The organism is Shimia sediminis (assembly GCF_003990645.1).
GTDB lineage: Bacteria > Pseudomonadota > Alphaproteobacteria > Rhodobacterales > Rhodobacteraceae > Shimia > Shimia sediminis.
Genome location: NZ_RYZK01000003.1, coordinates 55,811 through 80,621, shown reverse-complemented (window position 1 = coordinate 80,621; position 24,811 = coordinate 55,811). Strand labels below are relative to the sequence as shown.

The 24,811-nt window shown below is 59.3% G+C and carries 19 protein-coding genes and 1 tRNA gene; 4 read left to right on the top strand and 16 right to left on the bottom strand.

All coding sequences use genetic code 11. The features are described from left to right. The first annotated feature begins 18 nt into the window (after positions 1 to 18). Positions 19 to 1,947 carry a 1-deoxy-D-xylulose-5-phosphate synthase gene (gene dxs, locus EK369_RS08350; protein ID WP_127113447.1) on the top strand — a complete coding sequence of 643 codons (1,929 nt, stop codon included), beginning with the start codon at positions 19 to 21 and terminating at the stop codon, positions 1,945 to 1,947. 108 nt (positions 1,948 to 2,055) lie between these two features. On the opposite strand, the gene EK369_RS08345 is transcribed toward dxs, so the two are convergent. The 7 genes from EK369_RS08345 to EK369_RS08315 all read right to left on the bottom strand — a co-directional run bounded on the left by EK369_RS08345 (position 2,056) and on the right by EK369_RS08315 (position 13,732). Beyond that, a complete protein-coding gene (locus EK369_RS08345) occupies positions 2,056 to 4,062 on the bottom strand; it encodes a hydantoinase/oxoprolinase N-terminal domain-containing protein (RefSeq protein WP_127113445.1) in 2,007 nt (668 codons plus the stop codon). A gap of 46 nt (positions 4,063 to 4,108) precedes the next feature. Beyond that, positions 4,109 to 5,218 (bottom strand): tRNA epoxyqueuosine(34) reductase QueG, encoded by a 1,110-nt coding sequence (gene queG, locus EK369_RS08340; RefSeq protein WP_127113443.1) that lies wholly within the window; start codon positions 5,216 to 5,218, stop codon positions 4,109 to 4,111. 27 nt (positions 5,219 to 5,245) lie between these two features. Then, on the bottom strand, positions 5,246 to 5,911 hold the full coding sequence (gene fzlA / locus EK369_RS08335) for an FtsZ-binding protein FzlA (protein ID WP_127113441.1): 666 nt from the start codon (positions 5,909 to 5,911) through the stop codon (positions 5,246 to 5,248). Positions 5,912 to 5,969: 58 nt separating this feature from the next. Further along, positions 5,970 to 6,626, bottom strand: a complete 657-nt coding sequence (gene mtgA / locus EK369_RS08330; protein WP_235871373.1) for a monofunctional biosynthetic peptidoglycan transglycosylase — start codon at positions 6,624 to 6,626, stop codon at positions 5,970 to 5,972. 249 nt (positions 6,627 to 6,875) lie between these two features. Then, positions 6,876 to 11,414, bottom strand: coding sequence for a glutamate synthase large subunit (gltB, locus tag EK369_RS08325; protein ID WP_127113437.1), 4,539 nt, complete (start codon positions 11,412 to 11,414; stop codon positions 6,876 to 6,878). Positions 11,415 to 11,524: 110 nt separating this feature from the next. After that, entirely contained in the window at positions 11,525 to 12,187 is a 663-nt protein-coding gene (locus EK369_RS08320) for a hypothetical protein (RefSeq protein WP_127113435.1), read from the bottom strand. Between the two features lie 111 nt (positions 12,188 to 12,298). After that, on the bottom strand, positions 12,299 to 13,732 hold the full coding sequence (locus tag EK369_RS08315) for an NAD(P)-dependent oxidoreductase (protein WP_127113433.1): 1,434 nt from the start codon (positions 13,730 to 13,732) through the stop codon (positions 12,299 to 12,301). 221 nt (positions 13,733 to 13,953) lie between these two features. Here EK369_RS08315 and EK369_RS08310 point away from each other — a divergent pair, with 221 nt between their 5' ends. Then, entirely contained in the window at positions 13,954 to 14,757 is an 804-nt protein-coding gene (locus EK369_RS08310; RefSeq protein WP_127113431.1) for an undecaprenyl-diphosphate phosphatase, read from the top strand. Between the two features lie 49 nt (positions 14,758 to 14,806). On the opposite strand, the gene EK369_RS08305 is transcribed toward EK369_RS08310, so the two are convergent. Then, the gene (locus tag EK369_RS08305) at positions 14,807 to 15,787 is read right to left on the bottom strand and encodes a complex I NDUFA9 subunit family protein (RefSeq protein WP_127113429.1); all 981 of its coding nucleotides are present in this window, start codon (positions 15,785 to 15,787) and stop codon (positions 14,807 to 14,809) included. Between the two features lie 226 nt (positions 15,788 to 16,013). Here EK369_RS08305 and EK369_RS08300 point away from each other — a divergent pair. Further along, positions 16,014 to 16,100: transfer RNA gene (locus tag EK369_RS08300), tRNA-Leu, on the top strand. 58 nt (positions 16,101 to 16,158) lie between these two features. On the opposite strand, the gene EK369_RS08295 is transcribed toward EK369_RS08300, so the two are convergent. Continuing rightward, positions 16,159 to 16,443 carry a hypothetical protein gene (locus tag EK369_RS08295; protein WP_127113427.1) on the bottom strand — a complete coding sequence of 95 codons (285 nt, stop codon included), beginning with the start codon at positions 16,441 to 16,443 and terminating at the stop codon, positions 16,159 to 16,161. 223 nt (positions 16,444 to 16,666) lie between these two features. Here EK369_RS08295 and EK369_RS08290 point away from each other — a divergent pair, with 223 nt between their 5' ends. Then, positions 16,667 to 18,322 carry a U32 family peptidase C-terminal domain-containing protein gene (locus EK369_RS08290; RefSeq protein WP_127113425.1) on the top strand — a complete coding sequence of 552 codons (1,656 nt, stop codon included), beginning with the start codon at positions 16,667 to 16,669 and terminating at the stop codon, positions 18,320 to 18,322. Here EK369_RS08290 and EK369_RS08285 read toward each other — a convergent pair whose 3' ends face one another. The 7 genes from EK369_RS08285 to EK369_RS08255 are packed head-to-tail and all read right to left on the bottom strand — an operon-like array spanning position 18,323 to position 24,800. After that, complete coding sequence (locus EK369_RS08285) at positions 18,323 to 18,799, bottom strand: class I SAM-dependent methyltransferase (protein WP_127113423.1); 477 nt, start codon at positions 18,797 to 18,799, stop codon at positions 18,323 to 18,325. Between the two features lie 2 nt (positions 18,800 to 18,801). Next, the gene (locus EK369_RS08280) at positions 18,802 to 19,557 is read right to left on the bottom strand and encodes a polysaccharide deacetylase family protein (protein ID WP_127113421.1); all 756 of its coding nucleotides are present in this window, start codon (positions 19,555 to 19,557) and stop codon (positions 18,802 to 18,804) included. Further along, positions 19,554 to 20,693: a glycosyltransferase family protein gene (locus tag EK369_RS08275; protein WP_127113420.1), complete on the bottom strand. Its 1,140-nt coding sequence runs from the start codon at positions 20,691 to 20,693 to the stop codon at positions 19,554 to 19,556. The genes EK369_RS08280 and EK369_RS08275 overlap by 4 nt, the downstream gene beginning before the upstream one ends. Next, complete coding sequence (locus tag EK369_RS08270; RefSeq protein ID WP_127113418.1) at positions 20,690 to 21,274, bottom strand: histidine phosphatase family protein; 585 nt, start codon at positions 21,272 to 21,274, stop codon at positions 20,690 to 20,692. The genes EK369_RS08275 and EK369_RS08270 overlap by 4 nt, the downstream gene beginning before the upstream one ends. After that, complete coding sequence (locus EK369_RS08265) at positions 21,271 to 22,341, bottom strand: glycosyltransferase family 4 protein (protein WP_127113416.1); 1,071 nt, start codon at positions 22,339 to 22,341, stop codon at positions 21,271 to 21,273. Before EK369_RS08265 ends, EK369_RS08270 begins: the two co-directional genes overlap by 4 nt. Before the next feature lie 3 nt (positions 22,342 to 22,344). Next, complete coding sequence (locus EK369_RS08260; RefSeq protein WP_127113414.1) at positions 22,345 to 23,580, bottom strand: glycosyltransferase; 1,236 nt, start codon at positions 23,578 to 23,580, stop codon at positions 22,345 to 22,347. Continuing rightward, on the bottom strand, positions 23,577 to 24,800 hold the full coding sequence (locus EK369_RS08255; RefSeq protein ID WP_438672159.1) for a glycosyltransferase family protein: 1,224 nt from the start codon (positions 24,798 to 24,800) through the stop codon (positions 23,577 to 23,579). The genes EK369_RS08260 and EK369_RS08255 overlap by 4 nt, the downstream gene beginning before the upstream one ends. Positions 24,801 to 24,811 lie beyond the last annotated feature (11 nt).

Here is a 24,811-nt window from a genome sequence, read left to right as displayed (position 1 = left end):
GTACAGAAAGGGCGACAGATGTCGGCCAGACCCGAGACCCCGCTGCTGGACAAGATTGATCGTCCTGCGGACCTCAAACAGCTCAGCGACGCCGAGCTGACACAGCTGGCGCATGAATTGCGCGCCGAGACCGTGTCTGCCGTTTCGGAAACCGGCGGGCATTTGGGCGCGGGTCTTGGGGTTGTCGAGCTGACCGTCGCCCTGCACGCCATTTTCGACACACCCCGGGACAAGATCATCTGGGACGTCGGTCACCAGTGCTATCCACATAAGATCCTCACGGGCCGCCGTGACCGCATTCGCACCCTGCGCCAAAAGGATGGCCTGAGTGGGTTCACCAAGCGCAGTGAAAGCGTCTATGACCCCTTTGGCGCGGCGCACTCTTCAACCTCGATCTCCGCCGCCCTCGGTTTTGCCGTAGCGCGCGACCTTGGCGGTCAATGCGACGGCGGCCTTGGGGACGCCATCGCCGTGATTGGTGACGGGTCGATCAGTGCTGGCATGGCCTATGAGGCGATGAACAATGCTGGCCACCTGAACAGGCGTATGTTCGTGGTGTTGAACGACAACGACATGTCCATCGCCCCGCCTGTTGGCGCGATGTCCTCCTATCTTTCCCGGCTTTATGCCGGTGAGCCCTTTCAGGAACTGAAGGCCGCCGCCAAGGGCGCTGTTTCGCTCCTGCCCGAACCCTTCCGCGAAGGCGCCAAGCGCGCCAAGGAAATGCTCAAAGGCATGGCCGTTGGCGGAACGCTGTTCGAAGAGCTCGGCTTTTCCTATGTCGGCCCCATCGACGGCCACGATATGGAGCAGCTCCTGCCGGTCCTGCGCACCATCCACCAGCGCGCCACCGGCCCCGTGATGCTGCACATCATCACCAAAAAGGGCAAAGGCTACGCACCTGCCGAGAACGCCCGCGACCGTGGCCATGCCACCGCGAAATTCGACGTCCTGACTGGCAAGCAGCACAAAGCACCGTCAAATGCGCCCTCGTACACCTCGGTCTTTGGTCAGGCGCTGGTGGACGAGGCCGCGCGTGACGACAAAATCTGTGCCGTGACCGCCGCCATGCCCGATGGCACCGGCCTCAACCTCATGGCCGAACGCTATCCCAGCCGTTGCTTTGACGTGGCGATTGCCGAACAGCATGGCGTCACCTTTGCTGCGGCACTGGCCGCAGGCGGCATGAAGCCGTTCTGCGCGATGTATTCGACCTTCCTGCAACGTGGCTATGATCAGGTCGTGCATGATGTGGCGATCCAACGCCTGCCCGTGCGCTTTGCCATCGATCGTGCTGGTCTGGTGGGCGCCGATGGCGCCACCCACGCAGGCAGCTTTGACATTGCCTATCTCGCCAACCTGCCCGGCATGGTTGTCATGGCCGCTGCCGATGAGGCCGAACTGGTGCACATGGTCGCCACCGCCGCCGCCCATGACGACGGCCCCATCGCGTTCCGCTATCCACGCGGCGAAGGTGTCGGCGTCGACATGCCCGAACGTGGCGAGCCGCTGGAAATCGGCAAGGGACGCATCATTCAACACGGCAAACGCGTCGCACTCCTGTCCTTCGGCACACGCCTGGAAGAAGTCCGCAAAGCCGCCGAGGCCCTCTCGGCCCGGGGCATTACGCCCACCGTCGCGGATGCGCGCTTTGCCAAGCCCCTGGACCAGGACATGATCCTCGACCTCGCCCACAACCACGAGGCGCTGATCACCATCGAAGAAGGCGCCATTGGCGGCTTTGGCAGCCATGTCGCCCAGCTTCTCGCGGAAAATGCTGTCTTTGACGACGGTCTAAAGTTCCGCTCCATGGTCCTGCCCGACATCTTCATCGATCAGGCCAGCCCCAGCGACATGTACGACGTCGCGGCGATGAATGCCGAACAGATCGAATCCAAAGTTCTGGCCACTCTGGGCATTGCCCAGATCACCACCAAACGCGCCTGATCTTCACCTTGTGACAAACACGTCCACCAGAGGCACCCCGAGGCTCCGGGCCATTGGCCCGGGGACGAGACGTCCTGCGCGCCGCAGGCGCTCAACTTGACAGCTGCCCTACTCGACTGCGATGCGGGGACGCCCCGAGGCTTCCACGGTCAACACCCCTTGCAGGAAAATTTCCCGCCCTTCGGCCGCGGCGGTGCGAATGTCTCGTGACACCGTCACCTGAATGCCCTCGGCACCGGCCTCAGTCGCCTCAGCGCGCGCGGTCTCGGAAAGATGCCGTTCCAACCGCCCGAGCGCTTCGTCCGCATCGGCAAAATCCTGTGGCCCACTCTCCAGATGCACCCGATACCGCCCCTCGGCTGGGGCGCTAACCTCGCCAGACCGCCGGATCGTAACCCGACCCACCACGGCACCAATGGCATTGGCCACACCGGCATGGGTCGGCAGGTCCATCCGACAGGACAACCGCTCTCCCACCGCCGGATAATAGCTCGCCGCCGAAGCGCCCAACCCCACAACCGGCAGGTTCAACCCGGCGTCAAGCCGCACCAACCCTTGGTGTTTTGCCAACCCACGCTGCATCAAAACATGGCGCGCCAACTGACTTGGCGGCAGGCCAAATCCATCCGTCTCTTCCGCAAAAGCAGTCTCTAACAAGGCCAAAACCGTCTGTTCCGTCAGCTGATCGACAATGATCTGCGCCATGTCCTCTGCCACAGGGGCCAGCATGTTGCCCGCGCCGGTGCGCCGTCGCCCGAACAGGGTCAGCGCCTTTTCCGCCGCGCCGGCGTCCCAGGCATCAACCCGGCCCAAAACATGGCTCGCATCCGAAGGTGTTACCCCGGCAATCTGCACGATGCCGCGCTCCACCAGCCGCCGGAGCGCCTTGATCTCGATCCGGTTGCGCAACACCTGCGCCAGCGGTTGCACCCTGTCTCCGATCCGCTCCAGCACGGTGGCCTCGCGGCCTTCTACGCCATCGCGTGGCACCCCCTGCACGGCGCGTACAAAACGCCCGTCATGTTCTCCCGGCGCTGCGGCGCGCAGCTGCTCGTCCAACGCGTGATGCACCACGTCGGGCGCTTCCACCGCCATCAGGGACACAGGCAACAACCGCCGCGGCCCCAGGGTCACGCCCCCTTGCAGCCCTTCGCTGATGAAATGCACCTCACTGTCACCACCCAACCCAGTCGTTCGCATGGCCACAGCCTCGACCATGGTGCGATAGGGTCCGACCCGCGCGCCGTCGGGGTCGATCGAAGGCCGCCCATCGCGCAGCACCGCCACATCTGTCGTGGTGCCGCCAATATCACTCACCAGCGCGTTCTGGGCCCCGGTCATCCACCGGGCCCCCACGATGGATGCCGCCGGGCCACTCAGGATCGTCTCAATTGGCCGCTCTCGTGCAAAATCCGCCGAGATCAATGCGCCGTCGCCACGCACCACCATTAACGGCGCCGTGACCCCCAACTCACCCAACCGCGCCTGTGCGCGCCGGATCAGCCGGTCGATCATTCCGATCAGCCGCGCATTCAGCACCGCCGTCATCGCCCGCTTGGGCCCGTTCAACTTGGAAGACAGATGATGCGAGCAACTCACCGGGCGCCCGGTGATCTCCTGCACCATCGCCGCCGCGCGTTGCTCATGCGCCGGGTTGCGTGTCGCAAACTGCGCGGCCACCGCATAGCCCGACACCTCGCGGCCATGGTCCTGCAGCCAGGCACGCAGCGTCGCCTCATCCAGTGCAGTTTTCTGATCTCCGGCGTGGTTATGCCCTCCGGTCAGCAAAATAGCGGGATCACCTGCCAGCGCCTCGGCCAGCCCATGCCGTTCCAGATCATTTTCACGAAACCCGATCAGGATCAGCGCCACGCGCCCGCCCTGCCCCTCAACCAGGGCATTGGTGGCAAGCGTCGTCGACAGCGAGGCCAGCGTGATCTCGCCCGGATCGATTGCCGCCTCATCCAGTACCGCGCTCACGGCGGCACCGATCCCTTCGGCCAGGTCATGCCGCGTGGTCAGCGCCTTGGCCGTCGCAATCACGTCTTTCTCGTCCCGAATCAGAACCGCATCCGTATAGGTGCCGCCCGTATCCACCCCCAATGACAACGCCATGAGATTCCTTTCTGTTCGCGCCCCCTGCCTGCCACAACGCAAGCACCTATTCCGGCCTGTTTGCGACCTCTTGCAACCGCTCTTCCGCCCAGGACGCTGCGTCCGACACGGTTTCGTCCGGGTCATCTTTCAGCATCCGCACAGGGTCAAGCAGCGCCACCTGCCCACTGTTGCCAATGGCGTACAAAACATTGCGGGTGAACCGATTGCGCCCAATGCGCTTGATCGGACTGCCTGAGAAATGCGCGCGGAACCCGGCGTCATCAAACCCCACCAAGTCCGCCAATGCTGGCGCCGTCAGATCGTCCCGTGCGTGGTAACGCATCTCGCGCGCCTCAATCGCAAACTTGTTCCAGGGGCAGGCTGCCAGACAATCGTCGCAGCCATAAATCCGGTTACCAAGGAGGGGACGCAATTCAACATCCACCGGCCCGTGGTGTTCAATCGTCAGATAAGAAATACACCGCCGGGCATCAATCTGATTGGGCGCGGGAAAGGCATGCGTCGGACAAGCATCCAAACAGGCCCGGCACGAACCACAATGGTCGATTTCCGCTGGATCAGTCTCTAGATCCACCGTCGTGAACACCGACCCGATAAAGAACCACGATCCCAGATCACGGCTCACCAAATTCGTATGCTTACCTTGCCAACCCAATCCCGCCGCCTGCCCCAGGGGTTTCTCGGGCACCGGAGCAGTATCGACAAAAACCTTCACCTCGGTCGTATCACCCGCTTCGGTAATCAACCACCGCGCCAACCGCTTCAGACGCTTTTTGACGATGTCGTGGTAATCCTTGTTCTGCGCATAGACCGAAATCGCACCACGATCGGCCATCCCATGCACCGCCGTCGGATCATGCGCAGGCGTGTAACTCTCGCCTAACATGATGATCGACCTCGCCTCAGGCCACAGCGCCGCCGGATTGCTGCGCCAATGGGTGCGTTCCGCAAGCCACCCCATTTGCCCGTGAAACCCCTCGCTAATGAACCCCGCCAGCCCTTCGGGAACCTGCGGCACTGCATCCGGACGGCACACACGACACAGGTCAAAGCCCATGGCCTCCGCCTCAGCGACCAGACGCGCTTTCAGATCGGCCTTCACTGGCCCGCTCCTTCTTTTGGCCAAAAATATCCCGGGGGTGAATTGGGCCATAGGCCCAAGAGGGGGCTGGCCCCCTGATCAGAAGTCCAGATCAGCATAGTGCTGTGGTGGAGGAAAGCCCGGAATCTGATCGGCCAGGATTGAACGAAACGCCGGTCGGGACTTGATCTTGGCGTACCAATCCTTGACCACCTCGGACCGGTTCCAATCCACATCCGAAATGTAATCCAGCGCCGACAGATGCGCCGCGGCCGCGAAATCCGCCAACGTCATCGAATCTCCGGCCAACCAGCGGCGATGATCCAAAAGCCACGTCATGTAGTCGAGGTGATATTTGATCGCCCGCGCCCCCGCCTTTACGTTGGCACTGTCGGGATAACCCTGCCCCATCACTTTCTTATTGACCCGCTCATACAAGAGCTTTGAAGTCACCTCGTGATGAAACTTGTCGTCGAACCACGACACCAGCCGACGCACCTCGAAACGTGCATCTGCATCCTTTGGCATCAATGCCGGTTGCGGGTATTTTTCTTCGATGTACTCACAGATCGCCGCGCTTTCGGCCATCATTTTGCCATCCATCTTCAACACGGGCACCTTGGCCGCCGGGTTGCGACGCAGGAAATCCGGGTCCTGTTCCCAGTAACGTTCTTCGACCAGCTCTACCTCGATTCGCTTTTCAGCCAGCGATAGCCGTACCTTGCGGCAAAACGGAGAGAGCGGCACATGGAAGAGTCTGTTCATGGGATCGTTACGCGTTATTTGGAATGCCATCCCTCAATGCACTGACATTGCGGCTTTTTCAATCCTCGAAACACGTCGCGCGCCCATCCAGGCGGATGGTTTCCGCCCCGTCGATGATCCGGACCGCTTTTTGGCGAATGGCCGCCGATGGGTTGGACGCCGACCGCGACTTTGGTGCCGGAAGGATCGCGGCGAGCCGCGCCGCCTGCACGGCGCTCAGCGCTTCGGGGCCCACCCCGAAATAGTGACGACTGGCGGCTTCGATACCAAAGACACCCTCATCAAACTCGGCCACGTTCACATAAACCTCGAGAATGCGCCGCTTGGACCATGCGATCTCCACCACCGGGGTCAGCAACGCTTCCAGCGATTTTCGGAACCAGCTGCGCCCCTGCCAGAGATAGACATTCTTCACCGTCTGCTGGCTGATCGTCGAAGCGCCGCGGCTGGCGCCGCCATCCAGCGCCTCTCGGATGGCTTTCAGATCAAACCCCCAATGCTGACAGAAATTCGCATCCTCTGCCGCCACAACTGACCGCAACAGGACCGGCGCGACCTCTTCAATCGCCACCCACTCGCGGTCAATCTGCCCAAGACGGCGTTTTTCCGTCAGCATCGTCCATGTCGTCGGAGGGTTGATGACCGTAAAGATCAAGACCGCAAAAATAGTCAGAGACACAGCCCACACGGCAACACGGCGAACAGTTTTGCGCATCCTATGCCATTGCCGCCTCAGCAGGCCCGGCGCAGCCTTTTTCTTTGCCTTGGCTTTTTTCTTTGTCGCTTTACCGGCCACGTTACTCTTCCTACGGCGTTTCGACATAAACTTGTGCCCCAAGTCCCTCTCGAAATGCTTTACCTCGGGAACGGCCTAATTGAGGCAGCCGATTCAATCAACCGTGGCAATATTGAAAAAAGCCCCGCAGGGGTAACCTGCGGGGCTTTTGATGAGCTTCCGGCGCTGTTACTCAGCCGGTACAGCCGCCTCTTCTTCGGTCAGCGGCGCTGGCAAATGCACCAGCATCTCTTTCGGGCACACCTGCAGGAAGTTGGACTTTTCCATATCCCAGTGTTGCAGGATATCTGCCGCCTTACGGCTGCCGGTTTCTTCCAAATGCCTCTCGATCAGACCTTTCAGCTGATCTTCCCAATGGGCCACGGTCACCGGACAGGTGACCAGCGTCTCCATGTTCATGACGTTTTCGGCCTTGCCTTCGGGGTCATAAAGATAGGCCATACCCCCGGTCATGCCTGCGCCAAAGTTGGCGCCAATCGACCCGAGGATCACCGCAATACCACCGGTCATGTATTCACAACCACAGGCACCGCACCCCTCGATCACCACCTTTGCACCAGAGTTCCGCACACCAAAACGCTCGCCTGCGCGTCCTGCAGCAAAGAGATACCCGTCAGTCGCACCATAAAGCACAGTGTTGCCGATAATGGTGTTCTCGCTGGCGTTCAGCGGGCTGTGCATTGGCGGACGCACGACAACCGTGCCGCCCGACAGACCCTTGCCCACATAGTCGTTGGCGTCGCCCGACACTTCGATCTTCAGGCCAGGAGCGGCAAACGCCCCCAGCGACTGCCCGGCAGATCCGGTCAATTTCACTGTCAGGTGATCGTCCTGCAGCGCGTTGCGCATGCCAAAGTTGCGTACGATATGGCTGGATGTGCGCGTGCCCACGGTGCGGTGCGTGTTCTGCACCGCATAGCTGAGCTGCATTTTTTCACCATCTTCCAGGAATCGCGCGGCATCACGCACGATCTCGGCGTCCAGCGTATCCGGCACCACATTGCGGTCCTTGTCGCGGTTGTAAACGATCTCGGATGCGCCATCGACCGTGATCAACAGCGGGTTCAGGTCGAGGTCATCCAGATGCGCCGACCCCCGCGAAACCTGCGCCAACAGGTCCGCACGACCGATCACGTCACCCAAGGATCGCGCACCAATCGAAGCTAGGATTTCCCGCACTTCCTGCGCATAGAAGGTGATGAGGTTCACAACCTTGTCCGCAGACCCGGTGTATTTGGCGCGCAACTCGGGGTCCTGCGTGCAAACGCCGACCGGACAGGTGTTCGACTGGCACTGACGCACCATGATACAGCCCATCGCGATCAGCGCGGCGGTGCCGATACCGTATTCCTCGGCGCCCAGCATCGCGGCCATGACGATGTCACGACCGGTGCGCAGACCACCATCGGTCCGCAGGGTCACACGTTCGCGCAGGTTGTTCATTGCCAGAACCTGATGCGCCTCGGTCAGGCCCATCTCCCACGGCAGACCTGCGTATTTGATCGAAGTCGCTGGCGAGGCCCCGGTGCCACCGTTGTGGCCCGAGATCAGGATGATATCCGCCTTGGCCTTGGCCACACCGGCGGCAATCGTGCCAACGCCCGAAGACGCCACCAGCTTGACCGTCACCTTGCAGCGTGGGTTGATCTGCTTGAGGTCATAGATCAGCTGCGCGAGGTCTTCGATCGAGTAGATGTCGTGGTGTGGCGGAGGCGAGATCAACGTCACACCCTTGGTCGAGTGACGCAGGCGCGCAATCAGGTCGGTAACCTTCATGCCCGGCAGCTGACCACCTTCACCCGGTTTCGCACCCTGTGCGACCTTGATTTCCAGCTCTTCGCATTGGTTCAGGTATTCGGCGGTCACACCAAAGCGCCCAGAGGCCACCTGTTTGATCTTGGCCGAGGGATTATCGCCATTTGGCTCCGGCACAAAATGCGCCGGATCTTCGCCGCCCTCGCCCGAGTCGGACTTGGCACCAATCCGGTTCATCGCCACGTTCAGCGTCTTGTGCGCTTCCGGTGACAAGGCACCCAGCGACATGCCCGGCGTGACAAAGCGTTTGCGGATCGCGGTGATCGACTCGACCTCTTCAATCGGGATCGCCTTGCCCATGGGTTTGATGTCCAACAGGTCCCGCAAATGGATCGGCGGGTTTGACCGCATCTTGGCCGAATACTGCTTCCACAGCTCATAGCTCGCCCGATCACAGGCCGCCTGCATCATGTGCATGGTCTGAGCGCCCCAGGCATGGGTCTCGCCCGATTTTCGCGCCTTGTAGAAACCACCGATTGGCAGAACATCCTGCCCACTCAGCCAGCCCTTGGCGTGAACCTCGACAGCCTTGGTCTGGATACCACTGACACCGATGCCCGAAATCCGGCTGGTCATGCCGGGGAAATACTCGGCGCACATGGCGCGGCTCAGGCCCACGGCCTCAAAGTTCAGACCGCCGCGATAAGACGAAATCACCGAAATGCCCATCTTGGCCATGATCTTCAACAGACCCTGGTCGATGGCTTCGCGGTAGCGCGCAATCGCGGTGGTCAAGTCGGTGTCCAACAGTCCGCGTTCGATGCGATCCGCCAGCGAATCCTCGGCCAGGTAGGCATTGACCACGGTCGCACCGGCTCCGATCAGCACGGCAAAATAGTGTGGATCAATACACTCGGCAGCACGCACACTCAGCGAACAGAAGGTTCTCAGGCCCTTGCGCACCAGATGGCTGTGCACGGCGCTGGTTGCCAGGATCATCGGCATACCCACGCGGGTCTCGCTCTGGCCCTCATCGCTCAGGATGATGTGGCCCGCGCCGGAACGCACCGCATCTTCGGCCTCGGCACGAATACGGGTCAGACCGGCCTGCAACGCACCTGCACCCTCGTCGGCACCAAAGCTACAGTCGATGCGCGCCACCGAGTCGTCAAACGTCTCAAGCAGCTTTTCGAACTGCGCATTGCCCACAAACGGGCTTTCCAGCATCACGATCTCGGTTTGGCTACCATCTTCGTCCAGCACGTTCTTGAGGTTGCCGAACCGGGTCTTGAGGCTCATCACGCGGTATTCGCGCAACGAGTCGATCGGAGGGTTGGTCACCTGGCTAAAGTTCTGGCGGAAGAAATGGCTGAGCGGGCGATACTTTTTAGACAAAACCGCCGACGGGGTGTCATCCCCCATCGAGGCAATCGCCTCTTTGCCGTCCTCGGCCATGGGCGCAAGAATCTGTTCCAGCTCTTCCATGGTAAATCCGGCCGCAATCTGACGCTTGCGCAGTGCTTCGCCGCTGAACAGTGCCTTTTCCGAAACGCTGCCCAGGGTCTCTGCCAGATCGCGGATCTTGCCAACCCACTCACCATAGGGCCGTGCATTGGCCAGTTTGTCCTTGATTTCGGTATCGTGGTACAGCTTGCCCTCGGCCATATCGACGGCAATCATCTGCCCCGGCCCCAGAGCGCCCTTTTCGACAACACTTGCTTCGTCCGTCGGCACCATGCCGGCCTCGGACCCCGAGATCAGCAGACCGTCACCGGTCACAACATAGCGCATCGGACGCAACCCGTTCCGGTCCAGACCGGCACAAACCCAACGGCCATCGGTCATCGCCAATGCGGCGGGGCCGTCCCACGGCTCCATGACCGAGTTGCAGTAAGAATACATGTCACGCCAGCTTTGCGGCAGCTCAACCGCCTGCTTGGACCAGCTTTCCGGGACCAGCATGGTTTTTGCCATCGGCGCCGAGCGCCCCGCGCGGACCATCACCTCGAACACCGAATCCAATGCAGCCGAATCCGACGACCCGCCCTGCACGATGGGTTTGATGTCTTCCGCCAGTTCTCCGAAGAAGGCGCTTGCCATACGGATCTCGTGGCTCTTCATCCAGTTCAGGTTGCCCTTGAGCGTGTTGATCTCGCCGTTGTGCGCCAGCATGCGGAACGGCTGTGCCAGCCACCACTGCGGGAAAGTGTTGGTCGAATACCGCTGGTGATACAGCGCAAAGGCGCTCTCAAAACGTTCGTCCTGCAGGTCGGGGTAGAACACGGCGACCTGCTCGGCCAGCATCATGCCTTTGTAGATGATCGACCGGCAGCTGAACGACGCGATGTAGAGGTCGCGAATATTGGACGCCACCGCGGCTTTCTCGATCCGGCGACGGATCACATAGAGTTCGCGCTCAAAGGTTTCTTCGTCGACACCTTTGGCGTTCGAAATCAGGATCTGCTCGATCTCAGGACGGGTTGCATTGGCCTTTTCGCCCAGACAGGTCACATCCACCGGCACATGGCGCCAGCCGTAGATGCTGTATCCCATGCGCAGCACTTCGGTCTCGACAATGGTCCGGCAGGCTTCTTGTGCGCCGTGATCCGTGCGCGGCAGGAACACCTGACCAACGGCCATCAACTCGTCCAGACGCGGTTCGTGACCAGTGCGACGGATCTGGTCGTAAAAGAACTGAACCGGGATCTGCACGTGAATGCCCGCGCCGTCGCCGGTCTTGCCGTCCGCGTCCACGGCACCGCGGTGCCAGATCGCTTTCAACGCGGTGATGCCCGCCTCGACCACCTTGCGGCTGGGTTTGCCATCCAGTGACACAACAAGGCCCACGCCACAGGACGAATGCTCTTCATCTTCGCGATAGAGGCCATTTTCGGCCATCCATTCGCGTTTTGCCTGTTCTTCCCGAACCCAGTTTTCGTCGTACTTGGTCATTGGTGATCTCCTGTCCCAGTCTCTTGGGGTATTCCGTGTCGCGACCCTGTCTTTTCAGATCTTAAGGCGCGCAAAATCGTCTATTCTTTGTCTTGCTTCGACCGCTGGCCTCAGCGCTCACAGCCCGCGTGGGCCGCGGTTGTCATGAACCCATCTTCACCCGGTCGTACGATCCGCGTCGGTGTCCAAGCCAGCGTATTCACCTTGCCGAATTGCTCCACATCTACCTGGCCTTCGATGAACAGCGATGCGTCCGGTGCTGCAAACACCTGAAACGCCCACTTCGAGGTCACGCCGTTCTTGCGCACTGTCATATCTCGCACCAGAGTGCCGACGCGAAAAGTCTCGCCGCTGATCTGAACTTCCTCGTCGCTCATCCGCAGCTCGGACACGAGGTCAACCATGTTGCCTTTGAGTACACCAGTTGAGAACTCCAGCGCGCGGGTGCCCAGGCTCTCGCCTGTCTCCAGAGCGCGGGTAAGTGATGCCTCGGGCGCGCTGCCTTTGACCGCGGCTGCATCGGTGCGCCCACCCTCGGCCTGATAGCGCAACAGGTCCCAATCAGCGCCAAAATAGTGGCTGTCCGACAGCGTGCCGTTCTCATAGCTGTGCACTTCGATGGTCGAGCCACACCGCAGGTAGTTCGACACCATGCAGCTTTCGCGATGGATCGTGACCATCGCCTCGCAGCTCTCGGGAACTTCCTGAACCGCGGCATTGCCCAAAGTCCCGAAACAAGTCGCGAGAACGATACCCATTAAGGTCTTCTTCATCTCCCAAGTTTCCTTTTGCTGCGGCTAGGTCAGTGACCCTGCCCTGTTAACCTTTATCACCGTACGGTCGCACCGACGTTATACCGACGTTAAACCGACGCGATGCAGACCCTATTCCGCGGCCACCGAAGCTGACGTGTTAAGGCGCTCAATGATGGCATCTGCGCAGTCTCGGCCATCCTTGATCGCCCAAACAACCAACGATGCCCCGCGGACGATATCGCCGACGGCATAGACGCCATCCATCTCGGTGGCTCCTGTGGTGAACTGCGCCTTGACGGTGCCCCAACGGGTCACTTCCAACTCGGGCTGTTCCCACAATGTTGGCAGGTCTTCCGGTTCAAAGCCCAGCGCCTTGATGACCAGATCGGCCTCTTCCACATAGTCGGCACCTTCAATCACTTCGGGCGACTGGCGGCCCGAGGCGTCGGGCTGTCCCAGGCGCATCCGCTGCACCATCACGCCAGTGACGGGGTCACCCGCAAAGCCCTTGGGTGCGGCCAGCCATTCGAAAATAACGCCTTCTTCTTCAGCATTGGCTGTTTCACGCTGCGAGCCCGGCATGTTGGCGCGGTCGCGACGATACAGGCATTTGACGCTTGTCGCGCCCTGACGGATCGCCGTGCGCACACAGTCCATCGCGGTGTCACCGCCACCGATCACGACAACCTTTTTGCCCTCGGCGTTCAGCTCGCCACTGTCAAATTCGGCAACGCTGTCACCAAAGCTCAGACGGTTCGAGCATGTCAGGTAATCAATCGCTTTGACGATCCCCGCAGCGCCTGCACCGGGGCCACCCAGATCGCGCGACTTGTAGACGCCGGTTGCAATAATCACAGCATCATGGGCTGCGCGGAGGTCTGCAAAGGAAATGTCCTCGCCCACCCGGCAGTTCATCTTGAAAGTCACACCGCCCTGTTCCAGCTGATCATTGCGGCGCATCACAATGTCTTTCTCCAGCTTGAAACCGGGGATGCCATAGGTCATCAAGCCGCCCGCACGGTCATGGGCGTCATAGACGGTAACCTGCACACCTGCACGACGAAGGCGATCGGCCGCAGCCAGTCCACCGGGGCCCGCGCCGATGATCCCGACGCTCTCGGCACGTTCTTGTGCGGGAACGATTGGCTTGACCCAGCCTTTTTCCCAAGCGGTATCGGTGATGTATTTCTCGACAGACCCAATGGTGACAGTGCCATGTCCTGACTGTTCAATCACGCAGTTGCCTTCGCACAGACGATCTTGCGGGCAGATGCGGCCACAGATTTCAGGGAAGGTGTTGGTGGCCTGGCTGATAGCATAAGCCTCTTCCAGACGCCCGGTCGCGGTCATATGCAACCAGTCGGGGATATTGTTGTGCAATGGGCAATGCGACTGGCAATAGGGCACACCGCACTGCGAGCAGCGGCTCGCCTGCTCTTCGGCCTTGGCCTTGGCGTACTCTGCATAGATTTCATTGAAATCCTCTTTCCGTACTGTCGCATCACGCTTTGCGGGCATGTCACGATCAACGGTTACGAATTTCAGCATCGGTTGCTTAGCCACGGCAGCTGCCTCCTGAATTACTCTGCTGCGCAGTGTTTAAGCAAAGTTGAAAGGAGATAAAAGTCAATTATACTGACCTAAATATCAAAAAATGACGCCCCCAGCGGAAAAAATTTGATGGGTTACCCTAAAATTAATTCCGATCCGGACCTAAATGCGCTCTTTCTTTATATTTCCAAAGCCTTATAGCTGTACGCAATTTAGAACGCAGGCTGAAGCATATGAGCTTTCTCCACATTTTATTAGTCGCGATTATTCAGGGTATTACGGAATTTCTGCCCGTCAGTTCCTCGGGACACCTGATTCTCTTGCCGAATCTCACCGGACTGCAGGACCAAGGTCAGGCCGTGGATGTTGCCGTGCACGTCGGCACGCTCGGCGCCGTGGTTCTGTTTTTCTGGCAGGATGTTCGACTCGCCGTCACCGGATTGCCCCGCGCCCTGCTGGGGCACCGAGACACCCCCGCCACCAAGCTTGCCTTTCTGCTCTTGATTGCGACGATTCCCGTGATCGTACTCGGATTCGTCCTGAGCATAACCGGCCTGAGTGATGCGATGCGATCCATCAAGGTGATTGGCTGGACAATGCTTGGATTTGGCCTCGTTCTCTGGGTTGCGGACAAGCTAGGCCATGTGGAAAAAGAAGCCTCGGACTGGAGCTTGCGTGATGCCGTCGTGATGGGCATCGCTCAGGCAATTGCGCTTGTGCCCGGCACCTCGCGGTCCGGCATCACCATCACCGCCGCGCGCGCCCTGGGCTACGAACGGTCGGACGCGGCGCGGCTGGCCATGTTGATGTCTATCCCGACGATCATTGCCAGTGGTGTCTTGCTGGGCATCGAAGTGGCTGGCGAGGCCGACATGCAGATCGCCCGCGACGGCGCGATCGCCGCAGTAATCTCGTTCTTTGCAGCCCTGCTCGCCCTGGTGCTGATGATGCGCCTGCTCAAGTCGGTCAGCTTTGCCCCTTACGTGCTATACCGTATCTTGTTGGGGATGACTCTTTTGACCATCGCCTACAGTTAGGGCGAACCCTTTCGAGCTCGCCCCAGATAACACGACAATTTCGTCAGCTTCAGATTTTGAGATTCTTTGCCGAATCCTTGATGGCGTCGAACTGACCCGTCGGGCGATATCGCCACAAGTAACTGGGCAGGATCGACGCAGTGTTGGTCGCTTTGATCCCAAGATCCGACAACGTACGTGCGTCATCAGCCACAACGTTGTCTTCCCGCAAAAGCTTGACCTGATCACGGGTCAGAACCTTGTTCTCGATCAGGCCCATAAGAACCTTTTGCGTCAGGTCGAAGCCAAACGCCATGAGGCGGGCAACCCAAAACGGCAGGTTCACGACAATCCGCTTGCGGTAGATCACGGCCAACATCTCGTCGATAAACTCGCGCAGTGTTCCCGTGTCGGGGCCACCCAACTCATATATGCCAGAGGCTTGTCCCGTGACGCCCTTGACCGCAGCTGCGGCCACATCGTCCACAAAGACCGGCTGAAAGCGTGTGTCCGCGCCAACCAGTGGCAGGATCGGGCCAAACCGGGCCATCGACGCGAAACGGTTGAAGAACCCGTCATCCTGGCCAAAGATCACCGACGGACGCAGGATCATTGCGTTTGGCATATGCTCCAGAACGGCAGCTTCACCGGCTGCCTTGGACTGTGCGTATTCACTCTCAGAGTTGGCGTCGGCCCCGATGGCCGAAACGTGGACCATGGTCGCAACGCCATTCTCGGCGGCCAGTCGCGCAATGCGCCCAGCACCTTCGGCCTGAACCGCATCAAAGGTGTTTCTGCGATGCTCTCCCAGAATGCCTACACAGTTCACAACCGCATCCGCACCCTGCATTGCCGCCGCAACCGAGACGTCATCGCGGACGTTACAGGGGAAAGGTTCGACCTGGCCGACGGTGCCATAGGGTTTGACAAACAGCGCCTCGTTCGGCCGACGCACAGCCACGCGCACGCGCCAGCCTTCTTTCGCCATACGACGGGCAATGTACCGCCCCACAAATCCCGAGCCACCATAGATCGTCACAAGTTTCGGCATGGGATCCTCCGCTAACTGAATTCCTTGATCTGGAATACTCTCCACACGCTAAGGGAACAAGGTGCAAAGACCACCCCGCGACAAGAATACACCCGAATCCTGCTGAATTCGCCGAGACCCGCGTTTTGATCCGAAAATCCGTGCCGGTTGGAAATTTCCGAGAATCTTCAGAATCGCCGTTGACACCACCCTGTGACGGGTCTAAACGCCTGCCTCACCAACCCGTGCCCAGATGGCGGAATTGGTAGACGCGCTAGCTTCAGGTGCTAGTGTCCGTATGGACGTGGAGGTTCGAGTCCTCTTCTGGGCACCAAAAAAACCCCGACACTATCAGCACGACCGCGACGAGAATTGCCATAGGCAAAATGCGTCTAGTGGTTTGTCCTGTATCTCGTGAAACCGGCTGGCCTGGCTGCGCCGGAGGTGCGTTTAACGGCGCCAAGCGACAAAACAGAAGCGATCAGGAACACCGCGACAAGCAGCAGAGCATCGTGAGGCAGTTTCAAAACCCAATCGAACGAGAATTGCATATCCATGATCGAATCCAACTTGATGTTGGACAGGTCCACGGGCACGGCCTCTTTCAATCGGAGCATCGAAACAGCCAGGCCACATGCGGACAGAATAAAAAATGTGAAGGCGATCAAGAAAAACATCTTCACCATCTCCTGTTTTGGACCTTGGCAAACTGCCCGGAAACGTTGGCAAAAGATGGGCAGTTTCTTGTTCACAATTGGTTAAACACACCTGAAACGAGTGCGGCTTTGAAACTGGCTATTCCCAAGGACACTTTGGGCAGACCGTAAGGCTACGACTCCTTTTGCTCATGCCGGCATTGTGCTGTAAGGAAGGGCCGCGAATTGGATGGAAGCGTGAAACATGACTGAGCACAGATCAGAGCTGCTGATGCCGGCAGGCAACCTGCGCAAGCTGAAGATGGCGGTTCTCTATGGGGCCGATGCCGTCTATCTTGGGACGCCTGACCTGAGCTTGCGGACCAAGTCGGAATTCTCGCTGGAAGACGTGATCGAAGGCGTTAAGTTCTGCCATGCCCATGGGCGGCGGGCCTATCTGACGCTGAACCTGTTTTCCCACAACAAAGACATCCCCAAGCTTGACGAATACCTTGAAACGGTTCGCAAGGTCAGGCCTGATGGCTTGATCATCTCGGACCCCGGCGTGTTTCAGTACGTCCGCGAGCGCGCCCCTGAGATTCCGCTGCACGTCTCAACACAAGCCAACATTGCTTCGTGGCTGACAACACAGTTCTGGCAGGCGCAGGGGGCGGATCTGGTTGTTCTGGCCCGCGAGGTTTCCTTTCCCGAATTGGAAGAAATTCGCGAAAAGTGCCCCGATATCAAATTGGAAGCCTTCGTTCACGGCGCCATGTGCATGACGTACTCAGGCCGCTGCCTGCTGTCGAACTTCATGGCCGAACGGGGTGCGAACCAAGGCAACTGCGCCAATTCCTGCCGCTGGAACTACAAGTTCCACATGCGCCTGAAGGACGGCACAGTGCAGGAACTGATCGTTGATGAAGACAATCTGCACATGTTTGAATTCCTTCTGGAAGAGGGCGTGCGCCCTGGTGAATTCCTGCCCATACAGGAAGATGAACGTGGCAGTTACATCCTGAATTCCAAAGACCTCTGCCTGATGCCGAAACTCGACGACTACCTGCGCATTGGTGTCGACAGTCTCAAGGTCGAGGGGCGCGGCAAGTCGGAATACTATGCCGCCATCGTGGCGCGGGCCTATCGCATGGCAATTGATGACTATTATTCAGATCCCGAAACCTGGGATGCTTCAAACTACATGGAAGAGCTGGAGACAGTCGGCAACCGCGGCTACACGCTGGCGTTCCACAAGGGGCGGCTGACCAATCTTGCGCATGGGTATGAACAGACGCAGGCTATTGCCCAGTGGGAATACGCGGGTTTCGTCACCGAGGTGACAGACGACGCATTCCTTGTTGAGGTGAAAAACAAACTTGAGCCGGGCGATGTGATCGAGATTGTCAGCCCGGTCGCCCGCAACACGATCCTGTTGCGGGGGTATGAGTATGAAGTGGCGGAAACCGGCGAGAAAAAGGATGTGATCCATGGATCAACCAAGACGGTGATCCGCCTGCCCTTTGCCCTGTTCCAGCATGAAGACCTTGACGATCTGCGCACCAACTTCCCGCCCATGACGGTTTTGCGCAAGGAACGCGCCTTGACCGAAGAGCAGTGGAAACGGCTGCAACTCGACAAGACCGCGCTGGCCATGGAAGTGAAGGATTCAAGCAATGAGACAGCTTACAAACGCCGTCGCGATGCGCTGGTAGATGCCATCGAGGCGGACGCAAACACCAAACGCTTCAAGACCAATCGGAAGGGCACCGAAGGCTGTTGTGGCAAGGGCTGCAATGGTTGCCTGATCTTCTGGCAAGACGACATTTACGCCAAGGCCCGCGAAATCCTGTTGCAACGCAAACAGGGGGCGATGCTGACCAAAGCGGAAGCGGCGGACCTGAAATTGCCCGCCGCCGAGTAATCAGGTTCGATAGAAACAATAGCGATCCGGCGCCACGGTTTCCGGACCGCGCACCTGTTCAAACCCGACCAAAGGCTGACCAGAGATCAAGACGCCTCCGGGCGCCATAACGACTGCAATCATCGGCGACAGGCGCGCTGCTTCGGCGACGTCCTTTTCCTTGACACCAAAGCCGAAGTCATAGTGACCCAGAGCAATCTGTGCGCCCTGAGCGGCCAGTTTGTTCAACATTTCCTCGGCCTCACCCTCCAGAAAGTCCTCTTTCGGAGGGACACAGGATGGATGGCAGTTCAGCGACCGGTCGATCACCCAGATCCGGCGATCCGAGGCAATTTCCCGCAGATGGTCATAGGTGCGCCCATTTCCGAGCCCCATGTCGAGGTAGTCCCCCGCGATGTCTGCGGCCATGGCATGACCCCATTCAAGCCCGTCACGCTGCGCTGCCAGGCGACGCATCATACTGTCCAGTCGGCTCATGCCTATTCCTTCTTGTCATGGCGATAGAGGCGGATTGGCCCGTCGCACATTTCATGCAAAAACTGCCGTGAGAACTCCCAGATATCCGCACCATGCACAAGATGGTGCGTGAGATACCCAAAGGGTTCTGCATTGTCGGTGATAGCGCGGCGCCGATCTTTGAGCAGAGCGACGATCAAAGCCACAAGGTCTTCTGGCGGGACAAGTCCGCGTGTTCCACGCCAGTGGATCGGATCAAGGTGTGTGTTGATCTGCGCCAGTCCCGGCGCGGCGTCAGGCTCTCGACGCGGGAGAAAGGTCGATACAGCGTTGTAACCCGCCTCGGCCAATGGGGTCATGAGCGCCGGATCTATCCGATTCCAGGGCGGTACGAACATCGGCGCCAACCTTTCGCCCACCAGTGACTTCATGCGCACAAGGGATTGTTTCAAGTCGGCAACACAGTCATCGGCTTCGCGTGTTGCACCAAACTCGGCCTTTTTCAAACTGGGTGGGGCGTAGTTCTCATGTGCCCATCCATGCACCACCGGGATGAACTCCTGAGAGGTCTCAAGGGCGTTGCCCAACTCTTGGGTCGCATCACGTGGGATTATGGCGAGGTGCACCGGAACAGCTGTTGCAGTGGCCAGAGAACTTAACTCTTCCAGCGCTTTGGTCGGCTCGGTCGCATCGTCATCCCGCCACCAAAACGGCAGCTGCAACCCAGCACTGCGCCACAGTTCAAACTCGGCCCGTAATGGGTGCCAGTCGACGTTCATGCGGCCTCCTGAAGCAGATTTTCCACGATTTCAACCGAACGCGCCGCACCGTCCATCAGTAACGTATCATCGTGACGCCGCCCTTCCTGAACCACTTTTTCGACCAGCGCTGCCATGCGCTCTGGTGTGGCGTCAGAACTTTTCAGAACCTCCATAGCGCTTTGGCTGGCAAGCGAGCGCGCGCGCAGGGTTTGTTCGACCTCTCCACCATCATCAAATGGAACCAACACCGAGGGCGCCCCGGTTTGCAACAGATCCAAAGCCGTGTTGTAGCCACACATGCTGACAGAACACGCCGCGCCGTGAAGCATCTGGCGAAAGTCAGGGCGCACTCCTTCAATCGTTATGTTCAAAGCCCCTGCACGCTGTCGCAGCTGGGAAATTCTGTCTTCGCGATCCTTTCCGCCAACCAACAGGCGCCAATGGTGCGTCGTCAATCGAGCAGCATCAATCGCGCATTCAAACAGTGCCTGACCAACAGAGCCACCCCCAGCGCTGACAAGGACCTCGTCCTGGCCAGTTTCCATCGGATGCGGTTCCGCGGCCTCTGGGGCGACGTAACCGGTGTACATCAGCTTTTTGCTGAGAGCTTCGGTGGTCGGCCAACTGTCCGCCAATGTGGTGACATGAGGGTCGGAATGCACCAAGACGCCGTCAAAGTGTTGGCTGAGAATCTGCTCGGCCCTTTCAGCTTTTGACGGCTTGGAGGGCGGCGCGAGGATATCACGTATAGAACACAACACCCGAGGTCGGGGAGATTGGTTTACGGCCGCATCAAGCAGCGCAAGAAACTCTTCGGACAAGGACCGCCGACCAAAGGGGAATAGCTCAAGGATCAAAACATCGGGTTTGATGTCGTGCAAAGCCCCTAGGGCCGCGGCCTTGCGCCTGTCACGATAGGCGCCATCCACGTCCCCGCCGTTCGCATCCAAAAGTCGCGTAAAGTTCGTGCCATCCGACGCGATGGGTGGCATTTGGATCAGCCGCACGCCCGAATAGTCAAGCTGGGGTGCGGGCTGTCCGCCGGACAAGACGGTCACGTCATGCCCTGCGGCACCAAAGGCACGGCCAAGGGTCAGCGCTCGGGCAAGGTGGCCTGTGCCCAAAAGGTGTGTGACGGCAATCAGGACCTTCACGCAGCAGGCTCCAATCGCACGATATCCGGGTCGGCGACGCGCACAGACCTTTCATCGACCTCAACCACGAACAAGCGATTTCGTTTGACCGCAAAGGGGGCTGGGCCGTCGAAATCCCAGCCATGGGCCTGCGCCAGAACCATGCGCATGATCCCAATGTGGCAAACGGCTATGCTGTCTTGCTTCAACCCAAACAGCCAGCCGGAAATCCGCTGCCAGACGTCAGCCGGACTCTCACCTTGTGGTGGACGATAGTCCCAGCCCCAATGCTCGATGTCACGAAATCCGTTTTTTGGATCCGCCTTCAGGTCCACGCCTTTCTTGCCTTCCCAGAGGCCCCAATCCATCTCGATCAGGGCATCGACGGTTTGCGGGTCTCGGCCTGAAACGATCTGGCCGGTCTCAAATGCGCGTTTCAGAGGGCTGGAGTAAAGATCAGCCTCGTGCCACCCCTCAGGCAAACGAAACGCGCGCAGTCCCTCGCGGGCCTCATCATCCAGCGGAATGTCTGTGCGCCCCTGAATCTGTCCGGCACGGTTCCATTCCGTATGTCCGTGGCGCAGCATGGCAAAGCGGATCATGTTCCTTCCTCCAATAACGGGTCCAAAACGGACCAAAGCGTCTGTCTCGCTGCGGTGATGAGATGGTTTTTGCCAACCAGCTCACGCGCCTCAAGACTGCGGGTCGACCAGACCGTATCACTTTGCAAAAGCGCGGCAACCGCATTGGCAAGGCGGGTTTCCTGCCCGACTGGCACGAGCGCCGAGGTTGGCACGACGTCGCGCACGCCCGGTCGATCCTGCGCGACCACGGGGACACCAGCCGCCTGGGCCTCCAGATAAACCATGCCAAAGGCTTCGTTCACGCCCGGCCAAAGAAAGACTCGGGCACCGTCATAGGCCGCTTGCACCTCCTCTGCGTCGCGTTGACCCAAAAAACGAACCTTGTCACCAAAAGTGGCAAACAATGCCTCGATGTCCGACCTTGCCGGACCATCACCAACGATGTCATAACGCCAGTCTCCGGACAGATGCGCAAGCGTCTCGGCGATGATCTTGTACGACGCCAGCTTATCCCCGTGCCGCATCATACCAACGCTCAGAATACTTTGACCCCGACTGGGCGCGGGCAGGTGTTCGGATCTGAGAAAAGGGTGCAGGTTGACCATGGGCTGGTCGTCTCGACGGTAGGGGGCCAGACCTTCTGCATCGAGGGCCGTCAGGTAGAAAATCGCACTGGCAGCGTCGCAAGCCGCGTCAGAGGCTCGTGCAAACTGATCCCAAGGTCCATCCAGCCGTTTGGAGGCTCGGGTCGCTTCGATCAGCAGATACGGAATTCCAAGAGCCTTTGAGACCGCAGGGCCGATCAAGTCGGGGGCCTTGTAATAGTTGTGGTAGGTCACCCAAGCGTCCCATCCACCCTGTATTTCAAGGCGCTCAGCCTCAACCCTGGCCTTATTGATAAGGTGGTTCTGTGACGCCGTATCGCCCTTGCCTTCGTAGCTGCGAAACTCTGACACAAGCTCGACCTCGGCTTTGCGAAAGGGGTGCTCAAGCGCGGCCATGATGCCCCGTGCCATTTCGCGATCGCCCGAAGGAACCGGGTGGTTGGGCGTTTTCATGGGCGCGTAAAAGGCAATGCGAGCCATGACCTAATCCTGAAACAAGCTCGCCAAACGACCATCCAGAGTCCTGATACCAGGGGCCATCAGGAAGTCCTGCGTCAAGCGTTCATAGGCTGCCTCGGACATGGCATGACGTGTCTGTGCACTGCTCGCCAGTTCCGCCATCGCCGCCGCCAGAGCGTCGGGCGCATCGCTGGACAACAGCCCATGCGTGCCACTGTCGATGAACTCTGGAATTGCCGACACCGGGGTCGACAGAATGCACAGCTTTTGTGAGGCCGCTTCCATCAGGACATTTGGCAATCCGTCTCTGTCACCATCGCTGGCAATGCGGCTCGGCAACACGAAGATATCCGATTTGCGCATTGCTTCGATGACCTCGGGCTGATCGCAGGCCCCGTGCCACGTGATGTTGTCGGCGATCCCGAGTTCCAGCGCCCGGTTTTTCAAAGTATCGCCCAAACCCCCGCCACCGATATGGTCCCAGTGCCAATCCAGGCCTTGTGGCAACAAAGCCAAGGCTTCGATGAGATTGTCAAAACCTTTCTTTTCGACCAAACGACCGACGGACAGAAAAGTGACCGTCTCTTTGTCGTTTCGCATCTGGGGTGGCGCTGGAAAGCGCGCCAGATCAAGCCCGTGATAGATCAACTCAACCCGATCAGGTGTATCTGCCAGTTCTTTCAGGTGTTCGGCCCCAAACCCGGTACAGGTCGCGAGAAACGTGGCGCCAGAGGACTGCGCGGTCAGCTTTTCCTGCTTCTCCCAGTCGGGAGACGTCCAGATGTCCTTGGCGTGCGCTGAAACACCCCATTTGAGACCCCGCATGACTGCCGCATAGCGCGCAACAGACGCAGGGGTATGCATAAAGTGGGCATAGAGTGCCGAGGTATCGCCAGGCATTTCAGCCGCCAGCACACAGGCCTGGCCAAAGCGACGTACACGATTGCGGCTGACATCGCGCTTCAGGTCGCGCAGCCAAAGACCCGCCGCGCGCCAGAACCCGGGGCGCAGCACATTCCGGATCACGCCACGCGTAACGCGCAGCGGCTCTTGGTGCAGATATTCAGGGAGATAGCGCACCAGTGCATTCAGGCGATCATGCAGCGGGTGACGCTTTTTGTCTGTGGGAAAGCGCAAGGACCAGATTTCAAGGGTGTGACCCATCTCTTCGAGAGCCACGAGTTCCTGCGCAATGAAGGTTTCAGACAGGCGTGGCCATCCTTTGACAACCACCGCCAGCCTTGGGTGTTTTCTGGTCATGCGACCCCTTGCGCGTCTCGCAGCCCCAAGAGATCAAGCGCCCGATCTGACACAAAATCCAATCCATCCAAAAGGCCCGGTACGAAAGCGGCCGAAGGTTTGGGTTGGCTGGGCAGGGCACGGATGGCTTTAATCATGGCGTCAACCGTGAGGCCGTCGCGATACTCGTCCAGCACACGCACGAGGCCAAGTTCCTCGGCGCGGTTCGCACGGATGTATTGCTCGAGCCTGGGTTTTGTGCGCGGCACGATGACGGCAGGCTTGTCAAAAGACAAAACCTCGCAGAAAGTGTTGTATCCGCCCATCGAGACAATACCCCGCGCGCCGGCGATCAGGTTCTCAATACGACTGTCAAACCCGGTGGTTTGCACGCGGCCATTCAAGGCCTCGACACGGGCTTCGAACTCGGCGCGGTTTTCTCCGGACAGGAAGGGCCCGTAAACCAGCTTGGCATTGGGCTGCAGATCTGGATCCTGCTCATAGGCCGAGAGGACGAGATTCACCATCCCCGCGCCATCACCGCCGCCCCCAGGTGTTACCAGAACGTATTCCTCATGTGGGACGACGCCGTCCTGCAACTCTTCACGATGCAGGTAACCGGTGTATTTCATCCGAGACCGGAACGATGGAGACAGATCGAGACCGGCGGTCGGATCATAGATAGAGCGCAGGCCATAAACCCAGATTTCATCGTAGTACTTTTCGGCCGCGACCAAGGCACCCTTGCGCTCCCATTCGGCAGCCAGAACATCGGGCTCGTCCAGAACATCCCGCAATCCAAGAACCAGCTTTGCCTTGCGTTTGTTGCGCAGCCAATCCAAAGCAGGGATCAACTCTCCGCGAAATCCCGTTGGTTCCTTGTCCACAATCAGTATGTCGGGATTAAAGTGCATTGCCGCGGATTTGATCAGCCCAGCGCGCAACTCGGTAGTCTCATCGATATCCAAGCCAAGCGCCTCTGACGCATATGAGCCATCCGGGTTCTTGGTGACGCCGGGCAACCGGATATGGTCGACATGTTTGGGGAAAGTGAAACGCCCCGCAACGGGAGATCCGGTCAGGATAATTGCCGATATCCGATCATCTGCCGAAGTTATTGCACTGGCCAGAGCCCGGGAACGCCGCAAATGGCCCAGACCAAAGGTATCGTGGCTATAAAACAGCACGCGCGGCGCGCTTGGGCCGCCCCCTTGTCCAGGATTATTTGTCACGTCAGGCACTCCCCGCCCCA